15 protein-coding genes and 1 pseudogene are annotated in these 18347 nt (G+C 57.8%); 9 read left to right on the top strand and 7 right to left on the bottom strand.

What is annotated here, in order from left to right:
• Window positions 1-4: 4 nt before the first annotated feature.
• On the top strand, window positions 5-3187 hold the full coding sequence (locus ACW17M_RS10200) for an efflux RND transporter permease subunit (RefSeq protein ID WP_427768618.1): 3183 nt from the start codon (window positions 5-7) through the stop codon (window positions 3185-3187).
• Here the strand turns inward: ACW17M_RS10200 and ACW17M_RS10195 are convergent.
• On the bottom strand, window positions 3160-4119 hold the full coding sequence (locus tag ACW17M_RS10195; RefSeq protein ID WP_427768620.1) for a sodium-dependent bicarbonate transport family permease: 960 nt from the start codon (window positions 4117-4119) through the stop codon (window positions 3160-3162). The genes ACW17M_RS10200 and ACW17M_RS10195 overlap by 28 nt on opposite strands.
• Window positions 4120-4227: 108 nt before the next feature.
• On the opposite strand from ACW17M_RS10195, the gene ACW17M_RS10190 reads away from it, so the two are divergent.
• From ACW17M_RS10190 to ACW17M_RS10180, 3 genes are all read left to right on the top strand, one after another.
• The gene (locus ACW17M_RS10190; protein ID WP_223827993.1) at window positions 4228-5187 is read left to right on the top strand and encodes a LysR family transcriptional regulator; all 960 of its coding nucleotides are present in this window, start codon (window positions 4228-4230) and stop codon (window positions 5185-5187) included.
• 193 nt (window positions 5188-5380) lie between these two features.
• Window positions 5381-5851 carry a GFA family protein gene (locus ACW17M_RS10185; RefSeq protein ID WP_041157837.1) on the top strand — a complete coding sequence of 157 codons (471 nt, stop codon included), beginning with the start codon at window positions 5381-5383 and terminating at the stop codon, window positions 5849-5851.
• Between the two features lie 146 nt (window positions 5852-5997).
• A complete protein-coding gene (locus tag ACW17M_RS10180) occupies window positions 5998-6327 on the top strand; it encodes a four-helix bundle copper-binding protein (RefSeq protein ID WP_041157838.1) in 330 nt (109 codons plus the stop codon).
• 92 nt (window positions 6328-6419) lie between these two features.
• Here ACW17M_RS10180 and ACW17M_RS10175 read toward each other — a convergent pair whose 3' ends face one another.
• A complete protein-coding gene (locus ACW17M_RS10175; RefSeq protein WP_022520544.1) occupies window positions 6420-7073 on the bottom strand; it encodes a phosphoribosyltransferase in 654 nt (217 codons plus the stop codon).
• Window positions 7074-7355: 282 nt separating this feature from the next.
• The gene (locus tag ACW17M_RS10170) at window positions 7356-8084 is read right to left on the bottom strand and encodes a CDP-alcohol phosphatidyltransferase family protein (protein WP_041157840.1); all 729 of its coding nucleotides are present in this window, start codon (window positions 8082-8084) and stop codon (window positions 7356-7358) included.
• A gap of 360 nt (window positions 8085-8444) precedes the next feature.
• Between ACW17M_RS10170 and ACW17M_RS10165 the strand changes: the two genes are divergently transcribed.
• The 4 genes and pseudogenes from ACW17M_RS10165 to ACW17M_RS10150 all read left to right on the top strand — a co-directional run.
• Window positions 8445-9464: a zinc-dependent alcohol dehydrogenase gene (locus ACW17M_RS10165; protein WP_190373716.1), complete on the top strand. Its 1020-nt coding sequence runs from the start codon at window positions 8445-8447 to the stop codon at window positions 9462-9464.
• A gap of 27 nt (window positions 9465-9491) precedes the next feature.
• On the top strand, window positions 9492-9890 hold the full coding sequence (locus ACW17M_RS10160; RefSeq protein WP_027959807.1) for a 6-pyruvoyl trahydropterin synthase family protein: 399 nt from the start codon (window positions 9492-9494) through the stop codon (window positions 9888-9890).
• Window positions 9887-11839, top strand: a complete 1953-nt coding sequence (locus ACW17M_RS10155; RefSeq protein ID WP_457547338.1) for a glycosyltransferase — start codon at window positions 9887-9889, stop codon at window positions 11837-11839. Before ACW17M_RS10160 ends, ACW17M_RS10155 begins: the two co-directional genes overlap by 4 nt.
• Window positions 11760-12770: pseudogene (locus tag ACW17M_RS10150) on the top strand (lysylphosphatidylglycerol synthase transmembrane domain-containing protein); the annotation flags it as partial. The gene ACW17M_RS10155 and the pseudogene ACW17M_RS10150, both read left to right, overlap by 80 nt.
• A 57-nt stretch (window positions 12771-12827) precedes the next feature.
• On the opposite strand, the gene ACW17M_RS10145 reads toward ACW17M_RS10150, so the two are convergent.
• The gene (locus ACW17M_RS10145; RefSeq protein ID WP_457547376.1) at window positions 12828-13451 is read right to left on the bottom strand and encodes a RibD family protein; all 624 of its coding nucleotides are present in this window, start codon (window positions 13449-13451) and stop codon (window positions 12828-12830) included.
• 331 nt (window positions 13452-13782) lie between these two features.
• Here ACW17M_RS10145 and ribA point away from each other — a divergent pair, with 331 nt between their 5' ends.
• Window positions 13783-14886 (top strand): GTP cyclohydrolase II RibA, encoded by a 1104-nt coding sequence (ribA, locus tag ACW17M_RS10140; RefSeq protein WP_009287250.1) that lies wholly within the window; start codon window positions 13783-13785, stop codon window positions 14884-14886.
• Between the two features lie 194 nt (window positions 14887-15080).
• On the opposite strand, the gene ACW17M_RS10135 is transcribed toward ribA, so the two are convergent.
• The 3 genes from ACW17M_RS10135 to ACW17M_RS10125 form a co-directional block, all read right to left on the bottom strand.
• A complete protein-coding gene (locus ACW17M_RS10135; RefSeq protein ID WP_009287251.1) occupies window positions 15081-15872 on the bottom strand; it encodes a creatininase family protein in 792 nt (263 codons plus the stop codon).
• A gap of 21 nt (window positions 15873-15893) precedes the next feature.
• Window positions 15894-16676, bottom strand: coding sequence for an FkbM family methyltransferase (locus ACW17M_RS10130; RefSeq protein ID WP_457547337.1), 783 nt, complete (start codon window positions 16674-16676; stop codon window positions 15894-15896).
• Window positions 16677-16748: 72 nt separating this feature from the next.
• On the bottom strand, window positions 16749-18311 hold the full coding sequence (locus tag ACW17M_RS10125) for a glucan biosynthesis protein (RefSeq protein WP_457547336.1): 1563 nt from the start codon (window positions 18309-18311) through the stop codon (window positions 16749-16751).
• Between the last annotated feature and the right edge of the window lie 36 nt (window positions 18312-18347).

Raw genomic sequence — 18347 nt, 5'->3', positions numbered from 1 at the left:
CGCCATGAATTTCTCGCGTTTCTTTGTGGATCGACCGATTTTTGCAGCGGTGCTGTCGATCATTATTCTAGCGGTGGGGCTGATCTCCATACCCAACCTGCCCATTAGCGAGTACCCGGACGTGGTGCCGCCATCAGTGGTCGTTCGCACGGTCTACCCCGGCGCTAACCCGAAGGAGATCGCCGAAACGGTCGCCACGCCACTGGAAGAAGCCATCAACGGCGTTGAGGATATGATGTACCTCAAGTCCGTGGCGGGCTCTGACGGTGTGCTGCAAATGACCGTCACCTTCCGCCCTGGTACCGATGCTGAGCAGGCCGCCGTTCGGGTGCAGAACCGCGTCAGCCAGGCGGAAGCCCGACTGCCGGAAGCAGTGCGTCGGCAAGGCGTCACCACCCAGAAGCAGTCGCCAACGTTTCTGATGGTCGTTCACCTGACCTCGCCCAGCGGTGAATACGACACCCTCTACCTGCGCAACTATGTGCGACTGAATGTCCGTGACCGGCTGGCCCGGATCGAAGGGATCGGGGACGCGCAAATCTTCGGCGGAGGGGACTACGCCATGCGGGCGTGGCTCGATCCTGATCGAATAGCTGCCCGTGGCCTGACGGCCAGTGATGTGGTGGGGGCCATGCGTGAACAAAATGTACAGGTCTCCGCCGGGCAGTTGGGAGCTGAGCCCATTGAAGATAGTGACTTTCTTACCCTGATCAACGCCCAAGGGCGGCTGGAAACAGTAGAGGAGTTTGGCGACATCGTGCTGAAGCGCGGCGAGGGCGGCGAGATACTCAGGCTTTCGGATGTGGCTAGGCTGGAAATGGGCGCCGGGGACTATACGCTGCGCTCGCAGTTGGACGGCAACAACGCGGTGGGGGTGGGAATATTCCAGGCACCGGGTGCCAATGCGCTGGATATCCGAGAGCAGGTGATCGCTACCATGGAGGAGCTGTCCGAGCAGTTCCCTGAAGGTGTTGAGTACGAAGCGGTCTACGACACTACGATCTTTGTTAATGACTCTATAAAGTCAGTGATCGCCACCCTGCTGGAAGCCGTGCTGCTGGTAGTGCTGGTGGTCACGCTATTCCTGCAGACCTGGCGTGCGTCCATTATCCCGCTGCTGGCGGTGCCGGTCTCGGTGATCGGCACCTTCGGGGCGCTTTACCTGCTGGGCTACTCCATCAACACGCTGACCCTGTTTGGGCTGGTGCTGGCCATCGGTATCGTGGTGGACGACGCCATCGTGGTGGTGGAAAACGTGGAGCGTAACATCGAAGAGGGCCTGAAGCCCCAGGCCGCCGCTCATCAGGCCATGAAAGAAGTCTCCGGGCCTATCATTGCCGTGGGGCTGGTGCTGTGCGCGGTGTTTATTCCCATGGCCTTCCTGTCGGGGGTGACCGGTCAATTCTATAGCCAGTTCGCGGTGACGATTGCCATCTCCACGGTGATCTCCACCATCAACTCCCTGACCCTGTCGCCCGCGCTGGCAGCGATGCTGCTCAAGCCCCATGACGCGCCCAAGGATCGGCTCACCCGCGTGATCGATACGCTGTTCGGCTGGATTTTCCGACCCTTCAACCGTTTCTTTAACGCCAGCTCCAACAAGTACCAGGGCGGCGTGGCCCGCTCCCTGAAGCATCGCGGCGCGGTGTTTGTGGTCTACGCGCTGTTGCTGCTGGGCACCGGGGTGATGTTCAAGGCGGTGCCGCCGGGGTTTATTCCTGTGCAGGACAAGCTTTACCTGATTGCCGGCGTCATCCTGCCGGAAGGCGCGTCTCTGGAGAGAACCGACGAGATGCTTCAGGACGTCGTGGACATTGCCATGGAAACCGAAGGCGTGGAGCACGCCATTGCCTTTCCCGGCCTGAACGCGCTGCAGTTCACCAACACCTCCAACACCGGTGTGGCGTTTCTTACCCTCAGCGCCTTTGGTGAGCGCAGCCTTAGCGCCGCGGAGATAAACGCCCGCATCAACCAGGGCATTGGCGGCCTGAAAGAAGGCTTTGCTTTCTCCTTCATGCCGCCGCCGATTCTGGGCCTGGGCAATGGGTCGGGGTTTCAGCTGTTTATCGAGGATCGTGGCAATCTTGGCTATGGGGCGCTGCAGCAGGCGGTGAACCAGCTCCAGGGGGCTATTTCACAAACGCCGGGAATGGGCTTTCCGATCAGCAGTTATCAATCCAACGTGCCGCAACTGGATGCCGAAGTGGACCGGCTGAGGGCCAAGGCCCAGGGCGTGCCCTTGACCGAGCTGTTCGACACCCTGCAGACCTATCTTGGATCGACCTATGTGAATGACTTCAATCGCTTTGGGCGCACCTGGCAGGTGATCGCCCAGGCGGACGCCCCTTACCGGGCCAGCGTGGAAGATATCGCCCGGCTGCGTACCCGTAATGACCAGGGGGAAATGGTACCCATCGGCACGATGGTGAACATCACGCAGACCTTCGGCCCGGATCCGGTGTTGCGCTATAACGGCTACCCAGCAGCAGACCTGGCCGGCGAATTTGACCCCCGCGTGCTTTCTTCCGCCCAGGCGATGGATGCCATCAACGCCCTGGCGGAAGAGGTGCTGCCCCCGGGCATGGCGCTGGAGTGGACCGACCTGAGCTACCAGCAATCCACCCAGGGTAATGCGGCTCTAGTGGTCTTCCCGCTGTCGATCCTGCTGGTATTCCTGGTGTTGGCGGCCCTCTACGAGAGCTGGACGCTACCGCTGGCGGTGATTCTGATCGTGCCCATGTCGATGCTCGCGGCGCTGATTGGTGTCTGGTTTGGCGGAGGTGACAACAACATCTTCGTGCAGGTGGGGCTGGTGGTGCTGATTGGCCTGGCCTGTAAGAACGCCATCCTGATCGTGGAGTTCGCCCGGGAGCTGGAACTGCAGGGCAAGGGTGTAGTGGAAGCGGCCCTGGAAGCTTGCCGGTTGCGCCTGCGGCCGATCATCATGACCTCGATCGCTTTCACCGCGGCGGTGTTGCCTTCGGTAGTTGCCACCGGCGCAGGCGCCGAGGTACGGGCGGCGCTGGGAACTGCGGTGTTTGCCGGCATGATCGGCGTCACCCTGTTTGGCTTGTTCCTCACGCCGGTGTTCTACGTGGCGCTGCGTAAACTGTCTGGCCCATTGGTCAGCCATCATAGCGCTACATTGGACACTTCACCTCACCCTACCAGCCATGCCCAAAGTTGATGATAGAGAGGTATGCCCATTAACACGTTAAAAGGGAAGGTGAGCCCCAAAGATGCCAGCATGGCAAGGCCAATGTTGGCATCTGGAATGGCGGCGCGAATAGCAACGGGGGCGGCAATGTAAGAGGCACTGGCGGAGAGACTGGCTAGAATAACCGCTGATCCAGCGGGTAGCCCTAGCCAGTACGCCATTAGCAGGCCAAAGCAGGAAAGCACGATAGGTGCCGCGAGCGCGAATATAATCAGACGGCTGTGCCCCCACCGCAGGCTGCGCAGTGTTTCTGCCGCGACCAAGCCCATCTCCAACAGGAACAGCGCCAGAATGCCATGGAAGGCTTTGGTATACAGCCCGGTGACTGACTCACCTGCATTTGGGCCGTATAGCCAGCCAATAAGCACACCGCCCACCAACAGGATTACACCGCGATTGGTCAGAGTCTCGTGCCACAGCCCGGAAGTTTTGATCGGCTCTGACGTTGTGTCAGCGGCCTTTTTACGGCTGAAGCGCCGGTAGAGCCACAGGCCCAGCATGATGGCCGGTAGTTCGAGCAGTACCAGGTAAAGCGTCACCTGCCCACCTGTTATTAGGCTATGCGCTTCAGTATACGCCAGGGCCACGGCGAACGTACCGGCGCTAACGGAGCCATAGTGGGCTGCAAGGCTGGCGCTGTCGGCGATGGATAGCCGTACTAAATAGTGAACCACCGGAAAGATAAGCAGTGGAATGATGATCCCCAGCAGAGTGACGCCAGATAACTCGACCAGCAGCGATATGCTCAAACTGCCATGCAGCGCCATGCCGCCTTTAAGGCCAATGGTCAGCATCAGCAGTAGGCTCAATATGTCATAAGCGGCTTTGGGAATACTGAGATCGGAGCGCACCACACCGGCAACCACACCTAGCACAAAAAACATCACCACAATATCCGGCACGGACAATCTCCTTGATGGGTTTTAAAGCAGTTACTTTAGCGATCCAAAGAGATTGATGAAAAAAAATAAGATTTATATAGTCATAGATGATTATCTATGGGGCTGGCTATGAAAGTACGACAACTCACTTTTCGCTTGCTACAGGTCTATGCCGACGTGGTTCGCACAGGCTCACTGACGGCCACGGCAAATCGGCTCCACCTGACCCAACCCACGGTGTCTCAGCAGCTAAAGCGGCTGAGAGAAATTGTCGGTGAACCGATTGTGCGCCACGAGGAAGGGCGCCTGGTGCCCACTGAGGTTGGTCAGGCGCTTTATCAACTCAGCCAGGACTTGCTTAGCCGTGCTGATGTGTTTAGTCAGTACCTGGAGGAGTACAACCGCGGAGGGCGCGGACACTTCAGTATCGGCTTGGTGAACACCGCGCAATATGTACTGCCACGGCTGTTAGGGCCGTTTGGTCAGGCTAACCCCCAGGTAGATGTCACGGTGGAGATAGGTAATCGCCAGCAGATGCTCAATCGTTTTGAGCGCCATGAGGATGATATCTACGTATTTAGCCACCCGCCCATTGATGACGATGTGTTAGCCGCGCCTTTTCTGAGCAATCCATTGGTAGTGGTGGGGCCGCAGCATTGCCGCTGGGCAGGCGTAGAAGGTCTCAGCATGGACGCACTCAAAGAGGAGCGATTTCTGCTGCGCGAACCGGGCTCTGCGACTCGGCATACCTTTGAAGCCTGGCTGTACAGTGCGGGTATTGAGCTACGCTCTACCCAGCAGATCGCCAGTAACGAGGCTATTCGGCTAGCGGTGGCGTCAAACATGGGTCTAGCGGTGCTGTCTCGCCACGTTGTTGCAGATTCGCCCAACGGCGTCCAAGAGCTGCCGTTGCCGGGCTTTCCGCTGAAAAGTCGTTGGCACTTTGTGGTCAGACGGCAACGCCGCTTACCCCCCGCCGCCATTCGTTTTTTGAGCTATGTACAAGGTTCGCTGGCACAAGCGTTTGACGAGCCCGAAGGGGAGATGGCCGTGGCTGAATTGCTCCAAGCCTTAAAGCCTGAACGCTGATGCATTGACTCACAAACAGCGTCAATTATCCCCGTTGAAAGCGACGTAGATCCTATGCGCTAAGCTAAGATATTAAGATAGAGCCTGAGAGCGCACTTAAGAGAGTACTAAAGAGAGTACTTAAGATCGCACTCGGTTCATGCAGTCGCACCTTGATATTTGTCTTGGGTAACCGCTGCAAACGGAGGTAACTATGCTGCTCAAAGGATCATGCCACTGCCAGGCAGTGACGTTCAGTGTGAAGTCAAACCACCCCTATCCTTTTAATCGCTGTTACTGTTCTGTGTGCCGCAAAACGGCTGGCGGGGGTGGGTACGCAATCAACCTCAGTGGAGAAAGCAAAACGCTCAACGTTAGCGGCGAAGAGCATATTACTGTCTACCGCGCCTTCATTAAGGGGGAGCAGAGCACGGGAGAGCGGCATTTCTGCAAGCACTGTGCATCGTCGCTGTGGGTTTATGACCCCGAATGGCCCGAGCTGGTACACCCTTTCGCTTCGGCGATTGATACGGACTTGCCGACCCCTCCCCGGAAAACGCACATGATGCTGGGAAGTCGGGCCGACTGGGTCGAGGTCAATGGGCAGTTCCAAGATAAATGCTTCGACGAATACCCCGATGAAAGCCTTGCTGAGTGGCACCAGCGCCTGAGGTTGGAGTGTTAGAGTTAAGTGACGCCGCTTGCTGCGCTTGTGTTGCAAGCTCTCTGTTCTACTCTATTAGACGAGTTCTTCAGGAACTCAACATACGGCTTGTCACGCCTGTGCAGGAGTAGGCCGAGTGCTCGTTTGATGACAAGGAGGGTAGAAAGATGGAATTTGAAAAATATAAGCCATGTATTGAAGCGTGCAATATCTGCGCGATCTACTGTGATTCTTGTGCCACTGCCTGCTTGCAAGAAGATGATGTAAAAATGATGGCTGAGTGCATCCGTTTAGATCGTCAATGTGCACAGATATGCCGCTTGGCAGCCTCCTTCATGGCCCAGGGGAGTGAATACGCCAAGGAAATCTGTCGGATATGTGCTGATATTTGTAAAGCGTGTGGAAATGAGTGTGCCAAACACGATGCTAAGCATTGTCAGGAGTGCGCCAAAGCGTGCCAACATTGCGCCAATGAGTGTGCTGCGATGGCTGCCTAAGGCCGCATAAAAGCCTCAATAATTAAACAAGTCAGCTTTCACTGCGTATGAAAGCTGGCTTTTTTGTACTTTAATCTATATCAAAGAATGCGTTAAAGAGAGTGAGCCTTCTGCAATAGGGAGATCACTTCGTCATCGCTGGTTTGGGTAAAATCTTGATAGTGAAGGCCAACGGCAATAAATGGCTCGGGAGTAGCTAAACAGATCAAATCGTCGACCTCGGTAGCCAACTCATCCAGCGTGGACTGCGGGGCGACAGGCACTGCCAAGGTAACGGAAGCGGCTCCTGCTTGGCGTAGTGCTCTGGCGGCTGCTTTAGCTGTTCCACCGGTGGCGATACCATCATCCACCAATAATATGTGACGTTCGCTAACGTTAATGGGCGCCTGATTACCAATATAAGTCTGACGACGGCGGGTTATCTCGCTTAGTTGGCGCTGTACTTCAGCTTCCAGATAACTTTCAGAAGGCTGAAAAATCTGCAGCAAATCCGGTGTCCACAGCACTTGAGGTGGGTCGCCATCGACGACAGCGCCTAGCCCAATCTCGGGTTGCCCAGGCGCACCAATCTTACGCACGATGACCACATCAAGCGGAAGTTTAAGTGCTGCCGCTACCTCGTAAGCAACTGGTACACCCCCACGAGGTAATGCCAGCACTAGGTCATAACGCGCGTCGGATAATACATAAGCAAGCTTTCGCCCTGCTGCGCGTCGATCATCAAAAAGCTCTTGATGCTTGTGCATGTGTGGCTTCTCAACTCCAAAACAGCCTAAACTCCAAAAGGATAAGTGCCTAGCTCTCCCTGGGGAGCGCTCGACAGTAGCAAAGTCATCGCGTGATGAGGGCACGTGCGCGGCGGAATTCAGAAGGGCCGTGGGGAACTGTTGCTGAGTGATCCATAAGAGTCTCCCAGTACACGAAAGGCGAAAAGATAGCCTAACAATGACTATAGTCAGGAGGAAACAGCTTATCCAAACCGTTATTTCCCTGAGTCGCCAAGCGGCTCGCTAACAAGATGCAGTGGGCTAGGAGCGCTGTGTTTTTCGATACAGCCACCACACGTCAACACCAAACGAATAGAGCAATGAGATCAATGCACTAATGGCCAGCAGGCTGGCAACAAGGTGGGAGGTTAGTGGCGTTAATGCTAGCAGTAGCGCCACCGCCTGCCAGACACAAACGGCCTTACGGCGAAAACTTGCAAACAGCGGCTTTGAAAGCCACGGGAACTGCCAACTGGCGGCGATAAACAGGTAGCGCATTGCGCCTATCAACAGCACCCAAAACCCCAGTGATTCCAGCCGCAACAAACCTGCGCACAGTAGCAAAATCAGCAGGGCATCCAACTCCATATCAAAGCGCGCCCCGAATCGGGTGTGGCTTTTGGTGCGCCTGGCTATCCAGCCGTCAACGCCATCCAGCAGTAGGGCGATCACCGCGATCGCCAGCCATTGCCAGATTGCCCCTACAAAGGCATTGGCGGCGAGCGCACCTGCCACTAATGAAACCACAACCGCACGCACCAACGTGACCCGGTTAGCCCAACCCAGTGCGCCGTGGGGCCAGAAGATGATGACCAGAGCGGAAATAAACGTGTAGAAGGCAAAGGCCACCCACCAATTGGCCGGAGTAGCCATTAAAAGTGGTAAGCCTTTGCCTACAGCAATTAGCAGCAAGCTGCCCAGCAGTAGTTCTGCAGCGCCATAGAGACGCTTAGGCAGGGTGTAAGAAGAAGCGTTGGAAAAAAGCGGCATGGTGGCTCACGAAGCGGCGTCGCTATCCGCAGTTGAAATAAATGATGCAACTATTTTTATATGTACCATTCTTGTAGAAGAAGGTAGTGTTGTCCATAAGATCAAGAAATAGACGGGTTAGTTTCAATTGTTCCAAATGGTTAATCGAATATATTCTTTTCACCCGCTACGCTGAAGATGGTGAACCATTGAAAACTGTTCTGCCTAAGGCCATGCAATGCATGGCCACACATTATACTCGGGGGCTGAGACACACGGCGTGTCTCTTACCCCTAACTTGCAGCGCAATGGTGCCACGCCACATTCAACGGAATGAAAGAGAGCCCGAATCAAGTGGGCTCGTAACGAAAAGGAACGCTCATGTCGGCGCTTGACGATGTTGGCAAAGCTCCCAATGCCGCTAAAAAAACCTGGGCCACCGCCTTTTGGGTGACCAACCCAGCACAAGGCGAGATGAGGCGTGAACAACTAAGTCCTCCCGCCCAGGATGAGGTGCGTATACGTACCTTATACAGTGGTATCAGCCGCGGCACCGAATCGTTGGTGTTCAATGGTCGTGTGCCTGAAAGCGAATTCTCGCGCATGCGGGCTCCCTTCCAGTCGGGTGAGTTTCCTGCCCCGGTCAAATATGGCTACTGCAGCGTTGGCCGCGTTGAGCAGGGGCCAAGCGTTCTCCTGGATAAAACCGTTTTTTGCCTGTTTCCCCACCAGGATCACTACATTGTGCCTGCTTCGGCAGTGCTGGAAGTACCCACCAATGTGCCTGCTAAACGTGCCGTCTTGGCGGCCAATATGGAAACCGCCATCAATGGCGTGTGGGACGCCGAGCCGATGCTGGGTGAGCGAATCACTATTATGGGCGCCGGTGTCGTCGGTGCGCTGGTAGCGTACCTGTGCGCTCAGGTGCCTGGTGTTACCGTTCAGTTAGTCGATATTAACCCTGAACGTCGCCAGCTCGCCGAGCAGTTGGGCGCCACCTTCTGCACTCCCGAACAAGCTCTCCATGATCAAGATTGCGTGATCCACGCCAGCGGCCAGTCCGCCGGCTTGCGCCAAGCACTGGCGTTAGCGGGCAGCGAAGGGCGCATTATCGAAATGAGCTGGTTTGGCCAGGGGGATATTGCGATTCCATTGGGCGGAGCTTTTCACTCCCAGCGACTGACGCTCAAGGCCAGCCAAGTAGGTCAACTGCCGCCCAAGTTACGCCCACGCTGGGACTACCAGCGCCGCCTTCAATTAGCGCTGAGCCTGCTGGTGGACGAGCGGTTGGATGCGCTAATCAGCGGTGAAAGCGACTTTGCACAACTGCCCACGCTTGCTCCTCAGTTGTTTGGCCGTGGTAGCGTTGAGCTCTGTCACCGCCTGCGCTACCCCTCATAACCCATTTACCTCTCATTTGGAGTTTTTATGTTCCGTTTATGTGTCCGTGACCACTTTATGATCGCCCACAGTTTCAATGGTGAGATCTTTGGCCCTGCCCAGCGTACCCACGGCGCTACCTATGTTGTCGATGTGGTTTTTCAGCGCCCCGAGCTGGATGAGGACGGCCTGGTGATCGATATCGGCCTTGCCAGCGAAACGGTAAAATCAGTACTGGCGGGTTACAACTTCTGTAATTTGGATGAAGTGCCCGAGTTCGCGGGTAAAAATACCACCACCGAGTTCATGGCCAAGGTGATCTTTGACCAGCTCGCCAAGGCGATTGGTGAGGGCAAAATGGGCATCACCGCCAAAGGGATTACCCATATGGAGATCAAGCTACATGAATCCCATGTAGCCTGGGCAAGCTATGAAGGCGCTCTATGAGTAAGTGGTTTAACCTTATCGTTGCCGGTGACCCTGCTCAGCGTACCGGCGGCTATATTTACGACGCCCAAATTGTCTCGGCCCTGCGTGACCAGGGATGGGAAATTGACGTCGTCGGCTTGGCTGGCACGTTTCCTGATGCGGATGCCGAGGCAGCAGAAGCGCTCACTCAGGCCCTAGCGTCGCTTCCCGATCAGGCGGCGGTGGTGATTGATGGCCTGGCCATGGGAGCGCTGCCGGAGGTGGTTGCCCAACATGCCCAGCGGCTGGAAATCACAGCGTTGCTGCACCACCCCTTAGGCGATGAATTGGGCCTTGAGGAGGCTGATCAGCAGCGCTTTCATCGCAGCGAGTTAAACGCGCTTGCCCACGTGGCGCGGATTATCGTCACCAGTCACTTTACCGCCCGGCGCTTACCGGAGCTGGCGGCCCACTATGAAATGCCACTCAATCCCAGTGTCACTGTGGTTGAGCCGGGTGTTGCCCAGGCGCCGATCAGCCCCGCAGCAGAACCGGGTGAGCTACTACGTTTGCTATGTGTGGCAACGTTAACGCCGCGCAAAGGGCAGGATATTCTGGTAAAGGCATTGGCGGGCGTTAGCGGCGATCACTGGCAATGCGACTGCTACGGTGGCGCTCGGGATGCCACTTTTACCCAGCGTGTACAGCAACTGATTGATCAGAACGGCTTGCAAGACAGCGTACGGCTTCACGGCGAGTGCGATGGCGCTACGCTGGAAGCGGCCTATCGCAGCGCCCATGCGCTGGTACTGCCCTCTTGGTATGAAGGCTACGGCATGGTGGTCACCGAAGCCCTGGCCCACGGCCTGCCAGTGATTACCACTACCGGTGGTGCGCTTCGCGATACCTTGCCTGCAGGCGCTGGTTTGAGCGTTGAACCGGGTGACGTCGACGCGCTTCAAGATGCCCTCAGCCGTTTTTGCCATGACGACAAACTACGCCACCAACTGCGCCAGGGAGCGGCCCAGGCCCGGGATGCGTTAAGCGACTGGCAAGAAGCGGGGGCCAGGTTTGCCGCGGCGTTAACTGCGCCCGCCGATTCTCCAAATTTGCGCCCAGGCAGCCAGTTTGCGTCCGACTGGCTGACGCTGCGGGAGGCGGCTGATGTCGATTCCCGTAGCCAGCCCTTGGCTGAGCTTGCCGCGGAGTGGCTGAGCGCGCGTACTCCGGCGCCGCTGATAGCGGATCTTGGCTGCGGCCGGGGCAGTAATATGCGCTTTCTGGCGCCGCGCCTGAATGGCCAACAGCGCTGGAAGCTGATCGATCACGACGCCATTTTGTTAGCCCAGGCGCGCCAGCGTGCTGCCGGATTAAGCAATAGCCAAGGGCAGCCCGTGGCCGTTGAGACGCACTGCGTATCGTTGGAACTGCTTGCTGAGGTGTCGCTTGACGACGCGCACCTCGTCACCGCATCGGCGCTGCTGGATCTGGTCTCCGAGCAGTGGATCGATGCTTTTGTGGCTCGCATTGCCGGGCAGCAGCAGGCGCTGCTGATAGCGCTAAGCGTGACCGGTGAGTGGCACTTTATTGACCCCCAAGGCGCGCCGGTGCTGGATGACGAAGACCGCTGGCTGCAGGCGATGTTTATGGCTCACCAGCAGCGCGATAAAGGTTTAGGTGATGCACTAGGCGGGCAGGCGCACGGGGCATTAGCTGCCGCGTTAGAGAGGGCTGATTATCGCATTGAACAAGCTGAAACACCGTGGCAGCTCGCTGCTGGCAGTCAAGAACAACAGCCGTTGATGTTGGCGCTGCTCGAAGGCTGGGCCGAAGCCGCCACCGAGCAAGCCCCAGAAGCGGCGGCGCGTATTGCCACCTGGTTACAGCAGCGCCAGCAAGCGGTGGCCAATGGCGAACTGGGTATTTGGGTGGGGCACCGCGACCTGTTTGCTACGCCTCTGTTTGCCAACCCCAGGGAAGAGGCCTAATCCTATGGGGCCGGATCAAGGTATGTTCACTCGACTGGGGGCTTGTTATAAAAAGCTGGCGCGGAGAAGCCCATGGCTACGCCGCATGGTGGTCAGCATAGCGTTGCTGGGTGCGGTGGCGTTGTGGGTGGAGCCCCAGGCGATTGTGGCGGAGGTGCAACGTTTCTCCGCGGAGTGGGTCGTGCTGGCGTTAGCCATCAGCACGCTACAGATCATGCTTTGCGCCTGGCGCTGGCAGTTTACCGCGGGTCTTATTGATGTACCGCTGCGGTTTGCTTACGCGCTACGGGAGTACTACCTGGCCCTACTGGTCAATCAGCTGTTGCCCGGCGGTGTATTAGGCGACGCCGGGCGGGCGCACCGCCATGCCACTCAAGCGCAGTCTAGGGGGCGCGCCTGGCGAGCGGTGATTATTGAGCGCGCCTCGGGGCAGGTCGCCGTGGTGATGCTAACGCTAACCGCGCTGCTTTTCTCACCGCTCTGGCATGCCGCGCTGGGTGAGTCAGTGATCACAGCGGTGGGGTTAAGCGCATTCGCCGCTCTTGCGGCGCTCATCGCCAGCGGCCTGCTGCTGCGCCAACGTTTTAGCCATGGGCTGACAAGGCTGCCGAGCTGGTGCCAAGCCCTGGCGCGCGATGTAAGGCGTGGTTTGTTGCGGCACGGCGTGTGGCCCCAGCAGTTGCTTTCGTCTCTGGTGATTGTGTTGAGCTATGGTCTGGTAATGGTCTGTGCGGCTCGGGCGATTGGCGTTGAGCTACCGTCGCTGCAAGTGCTGGCGCTGACACCGGTACTGCTACTGGCCATGCTGATCCCGTTTTCGGTAGCCGGATGGGGATTGCGTGAAGGCGCCGCTGCCGGGGTCTGGGCGCTGGTCGGCCTGCCACCCGCTCAAGGCGTGGCGGTGTCATTGGCTTACGGGGTGCTGGTGTTGCTGGCGAGCCTACCGGGTATCTGGGTGGCGCTGAGTCGTCGTGAAAAAGCGCAACCTTCAGGCGGTAGTATCCCGCAGTCGCAGATCGAACAGCGTATCGTCACCGCAGCGGAAAGTTCGCGCGGGCGGGCGCAGCGCACTCTCAAGGGTCTCGATGGGCGTCATTTGCAGCCCTGGCCTACCGGAGCCGATCAGCAGCGGGGCGACCAGCAGATGCAGTCGATCAACGGTTCCCGCTTCGATAAACTGAGACACCGTAATGCCGCCGCCTTCTATCAACACCCGCGGCAGGCCCTTCTTGGCCAGCAGGGTGACAACACCATGGGGAGCGAACTGACCGCTGGCGTTCAGGGGCAGTACGCAACGTTCAACGTGGGCCAGGCTCGTCGTTGCCTGCAGCTCAGACCTTACGTCAGACCCCACGATATGCAGCGTCGGGGCGCTATCGGTGTTCAGCAGTGCCAAGTCGCTGGGAATGCGGCCGCGTGGATCCAGCACCACCCGCGTCGGGTTAGTGCCGCTAACATAGCGCACGGTCAGCTGCGGGTTATCGGCGCTGGCGGTACCCGCGCCGACCACCACTGCGTCGACCAAAGCGCGCAGACGATGCAGGTGAACCAAACTTTCATGGCCGTTGATGTAGTGGGAGTGGCCGCTTTCCGTGGCAATGCGGCCATCCATACTCTGTCCCAGCTGCGCCACCACCCACGCCGGTCGACTGGCCAGCGGGGTCAGGCAATCGAGCAGCTCTCGCGCCTCAGCGGTGATCGCTTTAGCCGTTTGCCACTCGCCGGTTGGCGCCAAGGTGATCGCCACATCGCAAGAGCGCCGATGACGCAACGCCAACAGCCATTCCCAAGCATCGGACAGCGCAATAATGTTGACATGGGATTCGGGCATGACGCCTCCGTGCTAGAAAATCCGCTTCATCATGCGGGCTCTCGTCAGTTGAGAGCAAGTTGTTTAGAGCAAGCATGCGCCATCCCCCTCGTAAGGAAGCCAGGAGGCCTACATGTACCAGATTGAACGCGCTATTTTCGACATCCGCCGTGGATTGCCAGTGGTGGTGAATGCCAGTGGGCAGCGTTTGCTCGTGCAGGCGCTGGAAGGCAGTGAATCGGTCGAAGCGCTGGCTTTGCTAGCAGGCGAGCGGCCTTCGCTGGTGCTTACTCGTCACCGCCTGACGGCGATGGGCATGAACTTGTCCGCCGAGGCCGCCAGCCTACCGCTGGTAGCTCACATTAGCACCAATGAGCTGAATGGCTTGGCCACGGCGGAAACGCTTTCACAACCTGCGGGTGGGTTACTGAGCGGGTTAAAGCCCGCCGGAATAGCCGAACTAGGCGCCGTGACGCTGATGCGCAGAGCCCTGCTGATTCCCGCAGCGCTCTGCGCTTTTGTTAGCCAAGAGGCTACAGCGACCATTGAGCAGCAGTTGGCAGAAGGACGCCTGCTGCAAGTCAGCGCTGAAGACGCTACACAATGCCTTGCCGGGGCGCCGGGCATGCTCAAGCGGGTGAGCGAAGCGAATATCCCCCTCGAGGATGCTGCCGACAGCCGCTTTGTGCTTTTCCGTGAGCCGGACGGCCTGCGTGAGCACGTTGCTGTGGTGATCGGTAAACCGGAGCGCTGGGAAGGCGCGGTGCCGCTACGCCTGCACTCGGCGTGTTTAACCGGTGACCTGTTCGGCAGTCTGCGTTGCGACTGCGGCGAGCAGCTACGCAACGCCGTGGCGGATATTCAAGCCATGGGTGGCGGTGTGCTGCTCTATTTGGCTCAAGAGGGCCGGGGCATTGGCTTAGCCAATAAACTACGCGCCTACACCTTACAGGATGGTGGCCTGGATACCGTGGATGCGGATCAAGTACTCGGTTTTGGTGACGATGAGCGCCAGTATGCGGTGGCGGTGGATATGCTTAACGCGCTTAACATTGACCAGGTGCAACTGCTGACCAATAACCCCTTGAAGATGGAGGCATTGCGTCAAGGCGGTATCGAGGTGGTCTCACGCCAGGCGCTTTACGGCAGCGTTACCGACCATAACCAGCGCTATCTAAATGCCAAAGCCACCCGAGGCGGGCACTTCTTGGAAGATGTGCTCAGTGGCCAGCGTTAAACGCACAACGGTCGCGAGCTAAAGCTGCCTTCCACTGGTGCAGCGGGCTAGGAGCCTGTCTGGCTTGGCCGATCGTCGCGAGAAGCATGGATTTTGAGCCAAATTTATCGATCGATTGAGGCGAATAGCGCGCTATTTAACGAAATCGATCGAATAAATTTGGCCAAAATACCGGGATTCGCAGTAGATCAGTGTTAAGTCAGGCAGGCTCCTAGGTTGGTTAGCGGTGGTAGGTGGGCGGTTTCCGTCACCACGGCCGCCAGTTGGCGGGCATAGTGGTGAACCAGCTGCTCGCCTAGTTCAGCGCTGGCCTTGCTGGCATCGCCCGCTACGCCTTGGGTGCTTAAGTCTTCTGCCAGCCAGGCAAAAGCCGCAGCACCTTCTGCGCTCACTAATGCATCGCCTTGGGGCGCTGCAGGCGGGGTGGCCTGATAGCCGTCCAGCTGCACCAGCGTTGGCGCTAAATAGAGCATCATAGCGGTTTCGAGCAGTCCTCCGTGTAAGCCGTAGCGCAACTCTTCAAAGGCAATCGCGCCCTCTAGCGGTGGTAGCCGTGTGTAAGTCGCTTTGACCACGCGCATACCATGCTGCCGACGCAGGGTTAACCCTGCCAAATCCATCACTGCCTTATTACCACCATGGCTGTTAATCAGCACCAGGCGGCGAATGCCGGCGTGGGCTAAGCTGTCGCCGTAGGCTTCAAGAGTAGCAATGGCCAGCGGCGCGGGTAGGCTGAGCGTGCCGGGAAAATTGGCGTGCTCGTCGCTGGCGCCCACCGCAATCGGCGGTAGGCAGATTACGTTCAGGTGAGTATCCAGCTTCTCCAACATAGCGGCCTGCAGTCCCTCACCAATAGTCAAGTCGGTGGCTAAAGGGAGGTGAGTGCCGTGCTGCTCAATGGCACCGAGCACCAGTACCGCTACAGGGTCGCATTGGGCGAACTCGGCTAACTGCGGAGCGGTGAGGGTTTGCCAGTGGTGAATCATAAAATGAGAAGCCTTTAGGTATTAAGCATTATACAGAAGTAACCGATGATCCGAGCGGCAGGCGTACAAGTCACCGGAAGGCAATCCTTCGGCTCCTGCGCTTAGCCACTCGCTAACCGCTTGTGGCGTTTGCCACTCGGCCCAGCGAAAGTGGCGTTGCTCACCAGCTACCACGTTGTAGCGGTACTCGCCAAGGCGGCTTAAGTGGTTCACGCAGGCGTTGTTTATTTCCAGGGCGCCTGCCACAAACTCCACCGACAGCGCGGCCACCGGGCAACTTAGCCCCGCCAAAACCTCCGCCTCAAAACCTTCAACGTCGATTTTTATAAAGCTGGGCTCGCCATACTCGTCAATTAACGCATCCAGCGTGGTCACCGGCACCCGTAAACGCTGCTCCCACCGTACCTGACTAAAGCCTGCGTTGCGTTCGCCGATCTGCTCCCGCCACTCGGTGGCCAGGGTAGACAGGGTCGGGTTGCTGGGGCTGATCGCTATCTCAGCAAAGCCCACCGTAGGGCCCGCCGCCATCGGCAGCAGGGTAATGGTCGGCGGCTTTACCAGGCGTTTAAACCATTTGGCGAGGTCGGGCTGGGGCTCCAGCGCCACCACCTTGGCGCCGAGCGCATGAAAAGCCGCGCTACGGTCGCCTAGATGCGCGCCAATATCAAAGGCAACGGTGCCGGGTTGTATGAAAGGCTGATAGAGGCGCTGCAGGCCACGCTGACGCCCAGGCCGCCAATAAATAAACAGCGAGCGGGCTAGCCCACCCGCGCTGCGCAGTCGTCGTAGCGCCATGCGCCGCATTAGTTGGGCTCTCTGAATGGACGTGCCTTGATCCACACAGGCGCTGGCGAGATAAGGTTTGCTTGATAAGTGCTATTCGTCATCGGGATACCACACGTAATTCCAGGTTTCGCTAACTGGTTCGCCGTTTAAGGTGAGCCTTAGTCGAACATCGCTGGGTTGATCGCTGGCGGGTAGCCGGAAGCTGGCTCGCCAGCCATTGTTGGGCAGCGCGGTGACCTGGGGGAGCAGTACCTCGCCGTGTTGGGCGCTAATGTCTAACTCGACGGGCTGGTCAGCGGTGAGTTCCTCTAAGGCACCTCCCTGAAAGTCGACAATAAACTGGCGCTGGCCTTGTGAGGCAGAGTCCGCTTGCCCCGGCACCGCCGCATTGCCATGACGAGTGCGAATGGCGCGGCCAAGATTGTGCGCATCAGGCTGAGTGTTCAGCGTGTGAGTGAGATAGTGCAGGCGGCGCGATTCGCCGGCATCCAGGGTGTCGTCCGCCACCCAGTAGGCGACTATATTGTCGTGAGTCTCATCGGGGGTAGGGATTTCGACAAGTTCCACGTGACCCGGGCCCCAATCATCCAGCGGCATAATCCATTGGCTGGGGCGACGGTGATACTGGGCTTCGGTATCCAAATAGCGGTTAAAATCCCGCTCCCGTTGCATTAATCCAAAGCCTTGAGGGGAGTCGTCTACAAAGGCGGATGTATGCAGGTGAGATGGGTTACTCAGCGGGCGCCAGATCCACTCGCCGCTACCGGCATGTATCAGTAGGCCATCGGAGTCATGCACCTGTGGACGAAAATCGTCCGGCCGCTCGCGGCTTGCCTCACCATAAGTGAACATACTGGTGAGCGGTGCAACGCCCAGCTTGGTAATATCTTGCCGGGCAAACAGCTCCGCTTCGACCTCGACCTGAGTATTCTCACCGGGTTGGATAACAAAGCGATAGGCGCCGCTGACCGAGGGGCTATCCATTAACGCCAGCAGTTCAATCTGTTCGGCATCAGCCTCGGGTTTATAGAGCCAAAACTCGCGAAATGCCGGAAACTCTTCGCCATCTGGTGAGGCGGTATCGATCGCCAGCCCGCGGGTAGAGAGTCCGTAAGCCTGGTCACGCCCCACAATGCGGAAGTAGCTGGCACCGAGAAATACACCAAATTCGTCGGCGTAGTCATCGCTGTTAAGAGGGTAGTGGAGGCGAAACCCCGCATGGCCGCTGCCGGCTAAGTCTTGCTCTTTCAGTGCGGCGGCATTGCCATCGTAGGTGTAGTCCTCTGCTGAAAAGGGCAGGGGCGTTACCGTGTCGTTTTCGATAACGTTCAAGGCAATCGGGGTTTGAAACAGAAAGCCGCTATGAAATAACTGTAGGTTAAAAGGGCTCTCGTCTTTCCAGTAGGCGTGTTCGGGATCAAAGCGAATTTGCCGGTAGGTATCGTAGTCAAGCTCACGCAATACCTCTGGTAAGGTCTCTTCCGGGGCTTGGTAGGTTTCTTGAGCAAGCTGTTTGGCGCGTTCAATAACCTGCCTGAAGTGCGCATCGTCTGCGGCCAACGCTGGCAAGGTCAGCGCGCAGCCAATTAACACTATCCATTTGCCAGGCCGCCACTTGGCAACCGGCTTCCTACCAACTTGATTACAACGCATGGGCGAAATCCTTTCCGGTGAGGGCCTGCAAAGCGC

The sequence above is a fragment of the Vreelandella sp. 2A-K22 genome, assembly GCF_054065485.1.
This window is presented reverse-complemented; position numbering and strand designations above follow the sequence as displayed.

What these genes read in the sequence shown, in the direction of transcription:
- ACW17M_RS10165 (WP_190373716.1), top strand. Translation starts at nt 8,445, where the DNA reads ATGTCGGCGCTTGACGATGTTGGCAAAGCTCCCAATGCCGCTAAAAAA.
- ACW17M_RS10170 (WP_041157840.1), bottom strand. Translation starts at nt 8,084, where the DNA reads ATGCCGCTTTTTTCCAACGCTTCTTCTTACACCCTGCCTAAGCGTCTC.
- ACW17M_RS10145 (WP_457547376.1), bottom strand. Translation starts at nt 13,451, where the DNA reads ATGGATGGCCGCATTGCCACGGAAAGCGGCCACTCCCACTACATCAAC.
- ACW17M_RS10185 (WP_041157837.1), top strand. Translation starts at nt 5,381, where the DNA reads ATGCTGCTCAAAGGATCATGCCACTGCCAGGCAGTGACGTTCAGTGTG.
- ACW17M_RS10125 (WP_457547336.1), bottom strand. Translation starts at nt 18,311, where the DNA reads ATGCGTTGTAATCAAGTTGGTAGGAAGCCGGTTGCCAAGTGGCGGCCT.
- ACW17M_RS10200 (WP_427768618.1), top strand. Translation starts at nt 5, where the DNA reads ATGAATTTCTCGCGTTTCTTTGTGGATCGACCGATTTTTGCAGCGGTG.
- ribA (WP_009287250.1), top strand. Translation starts at nt 13,783, where the DNA reads ATGTACCAGATTGAACGCGCTATTTTCGACATCCGCCGTGGATTGCCA.
- ACW17M_RS10175 (WP_022520544.1), bottom strand. Translation starts at nt 7,073, where the DNA reads ATGCACAAGCATCAAGAGCTTTTTGATGATCGACGCGCAGCAGGGCGA.
- ACW17M_RS10130 (WP_457547337.1), bottom strand. Translation starts at nt 16,676, where the DNA reads ATGCGGCGCATGGCGCTACGACGACTGCGCAGCGCGGGTGGGCTAGCC.
- ACW17M_RS10155 (WP_457547338.1), top strand. Translation starts at nt 9,887, where the DNA reads ATGAGTAAGTGGTTTAACCTTATCGTTGCCGGTGACCCTGCTCAGCGT.
- ACW17M_RS10190 (WP_223827993.1), top strand. Translation starts at nt 4,228, where the DNA reads ATGAAAGTACGACAACTCACTTTTCGCTTGCTACAGGTCTATGCCGAC.
- ACW17M_RS10180 (WP_041157838.1), top strand. Translation starts at nt 5,998, where the DNA reads ATGGAATTTGAAAAATATAAGCCATGTATTGAAGCGTGCAATATCTGC.
- ACW17M_RS10160 (WP_027959807.1), top strand. Translation starts at nt 9,492, where the DNA reads ATGTTCCGTTTATGTGTCCGTGACCACTTTATGATCGCCCACAGTTTC.
- ACW17M_RS10135 (WP_009287251.1), bottom strand. Translation starts at nt 15,872, where the DNA reads ATGATTCACCACTGGCAAACCCTCACCGCTCCGCAGTTAGCCGAGTTC.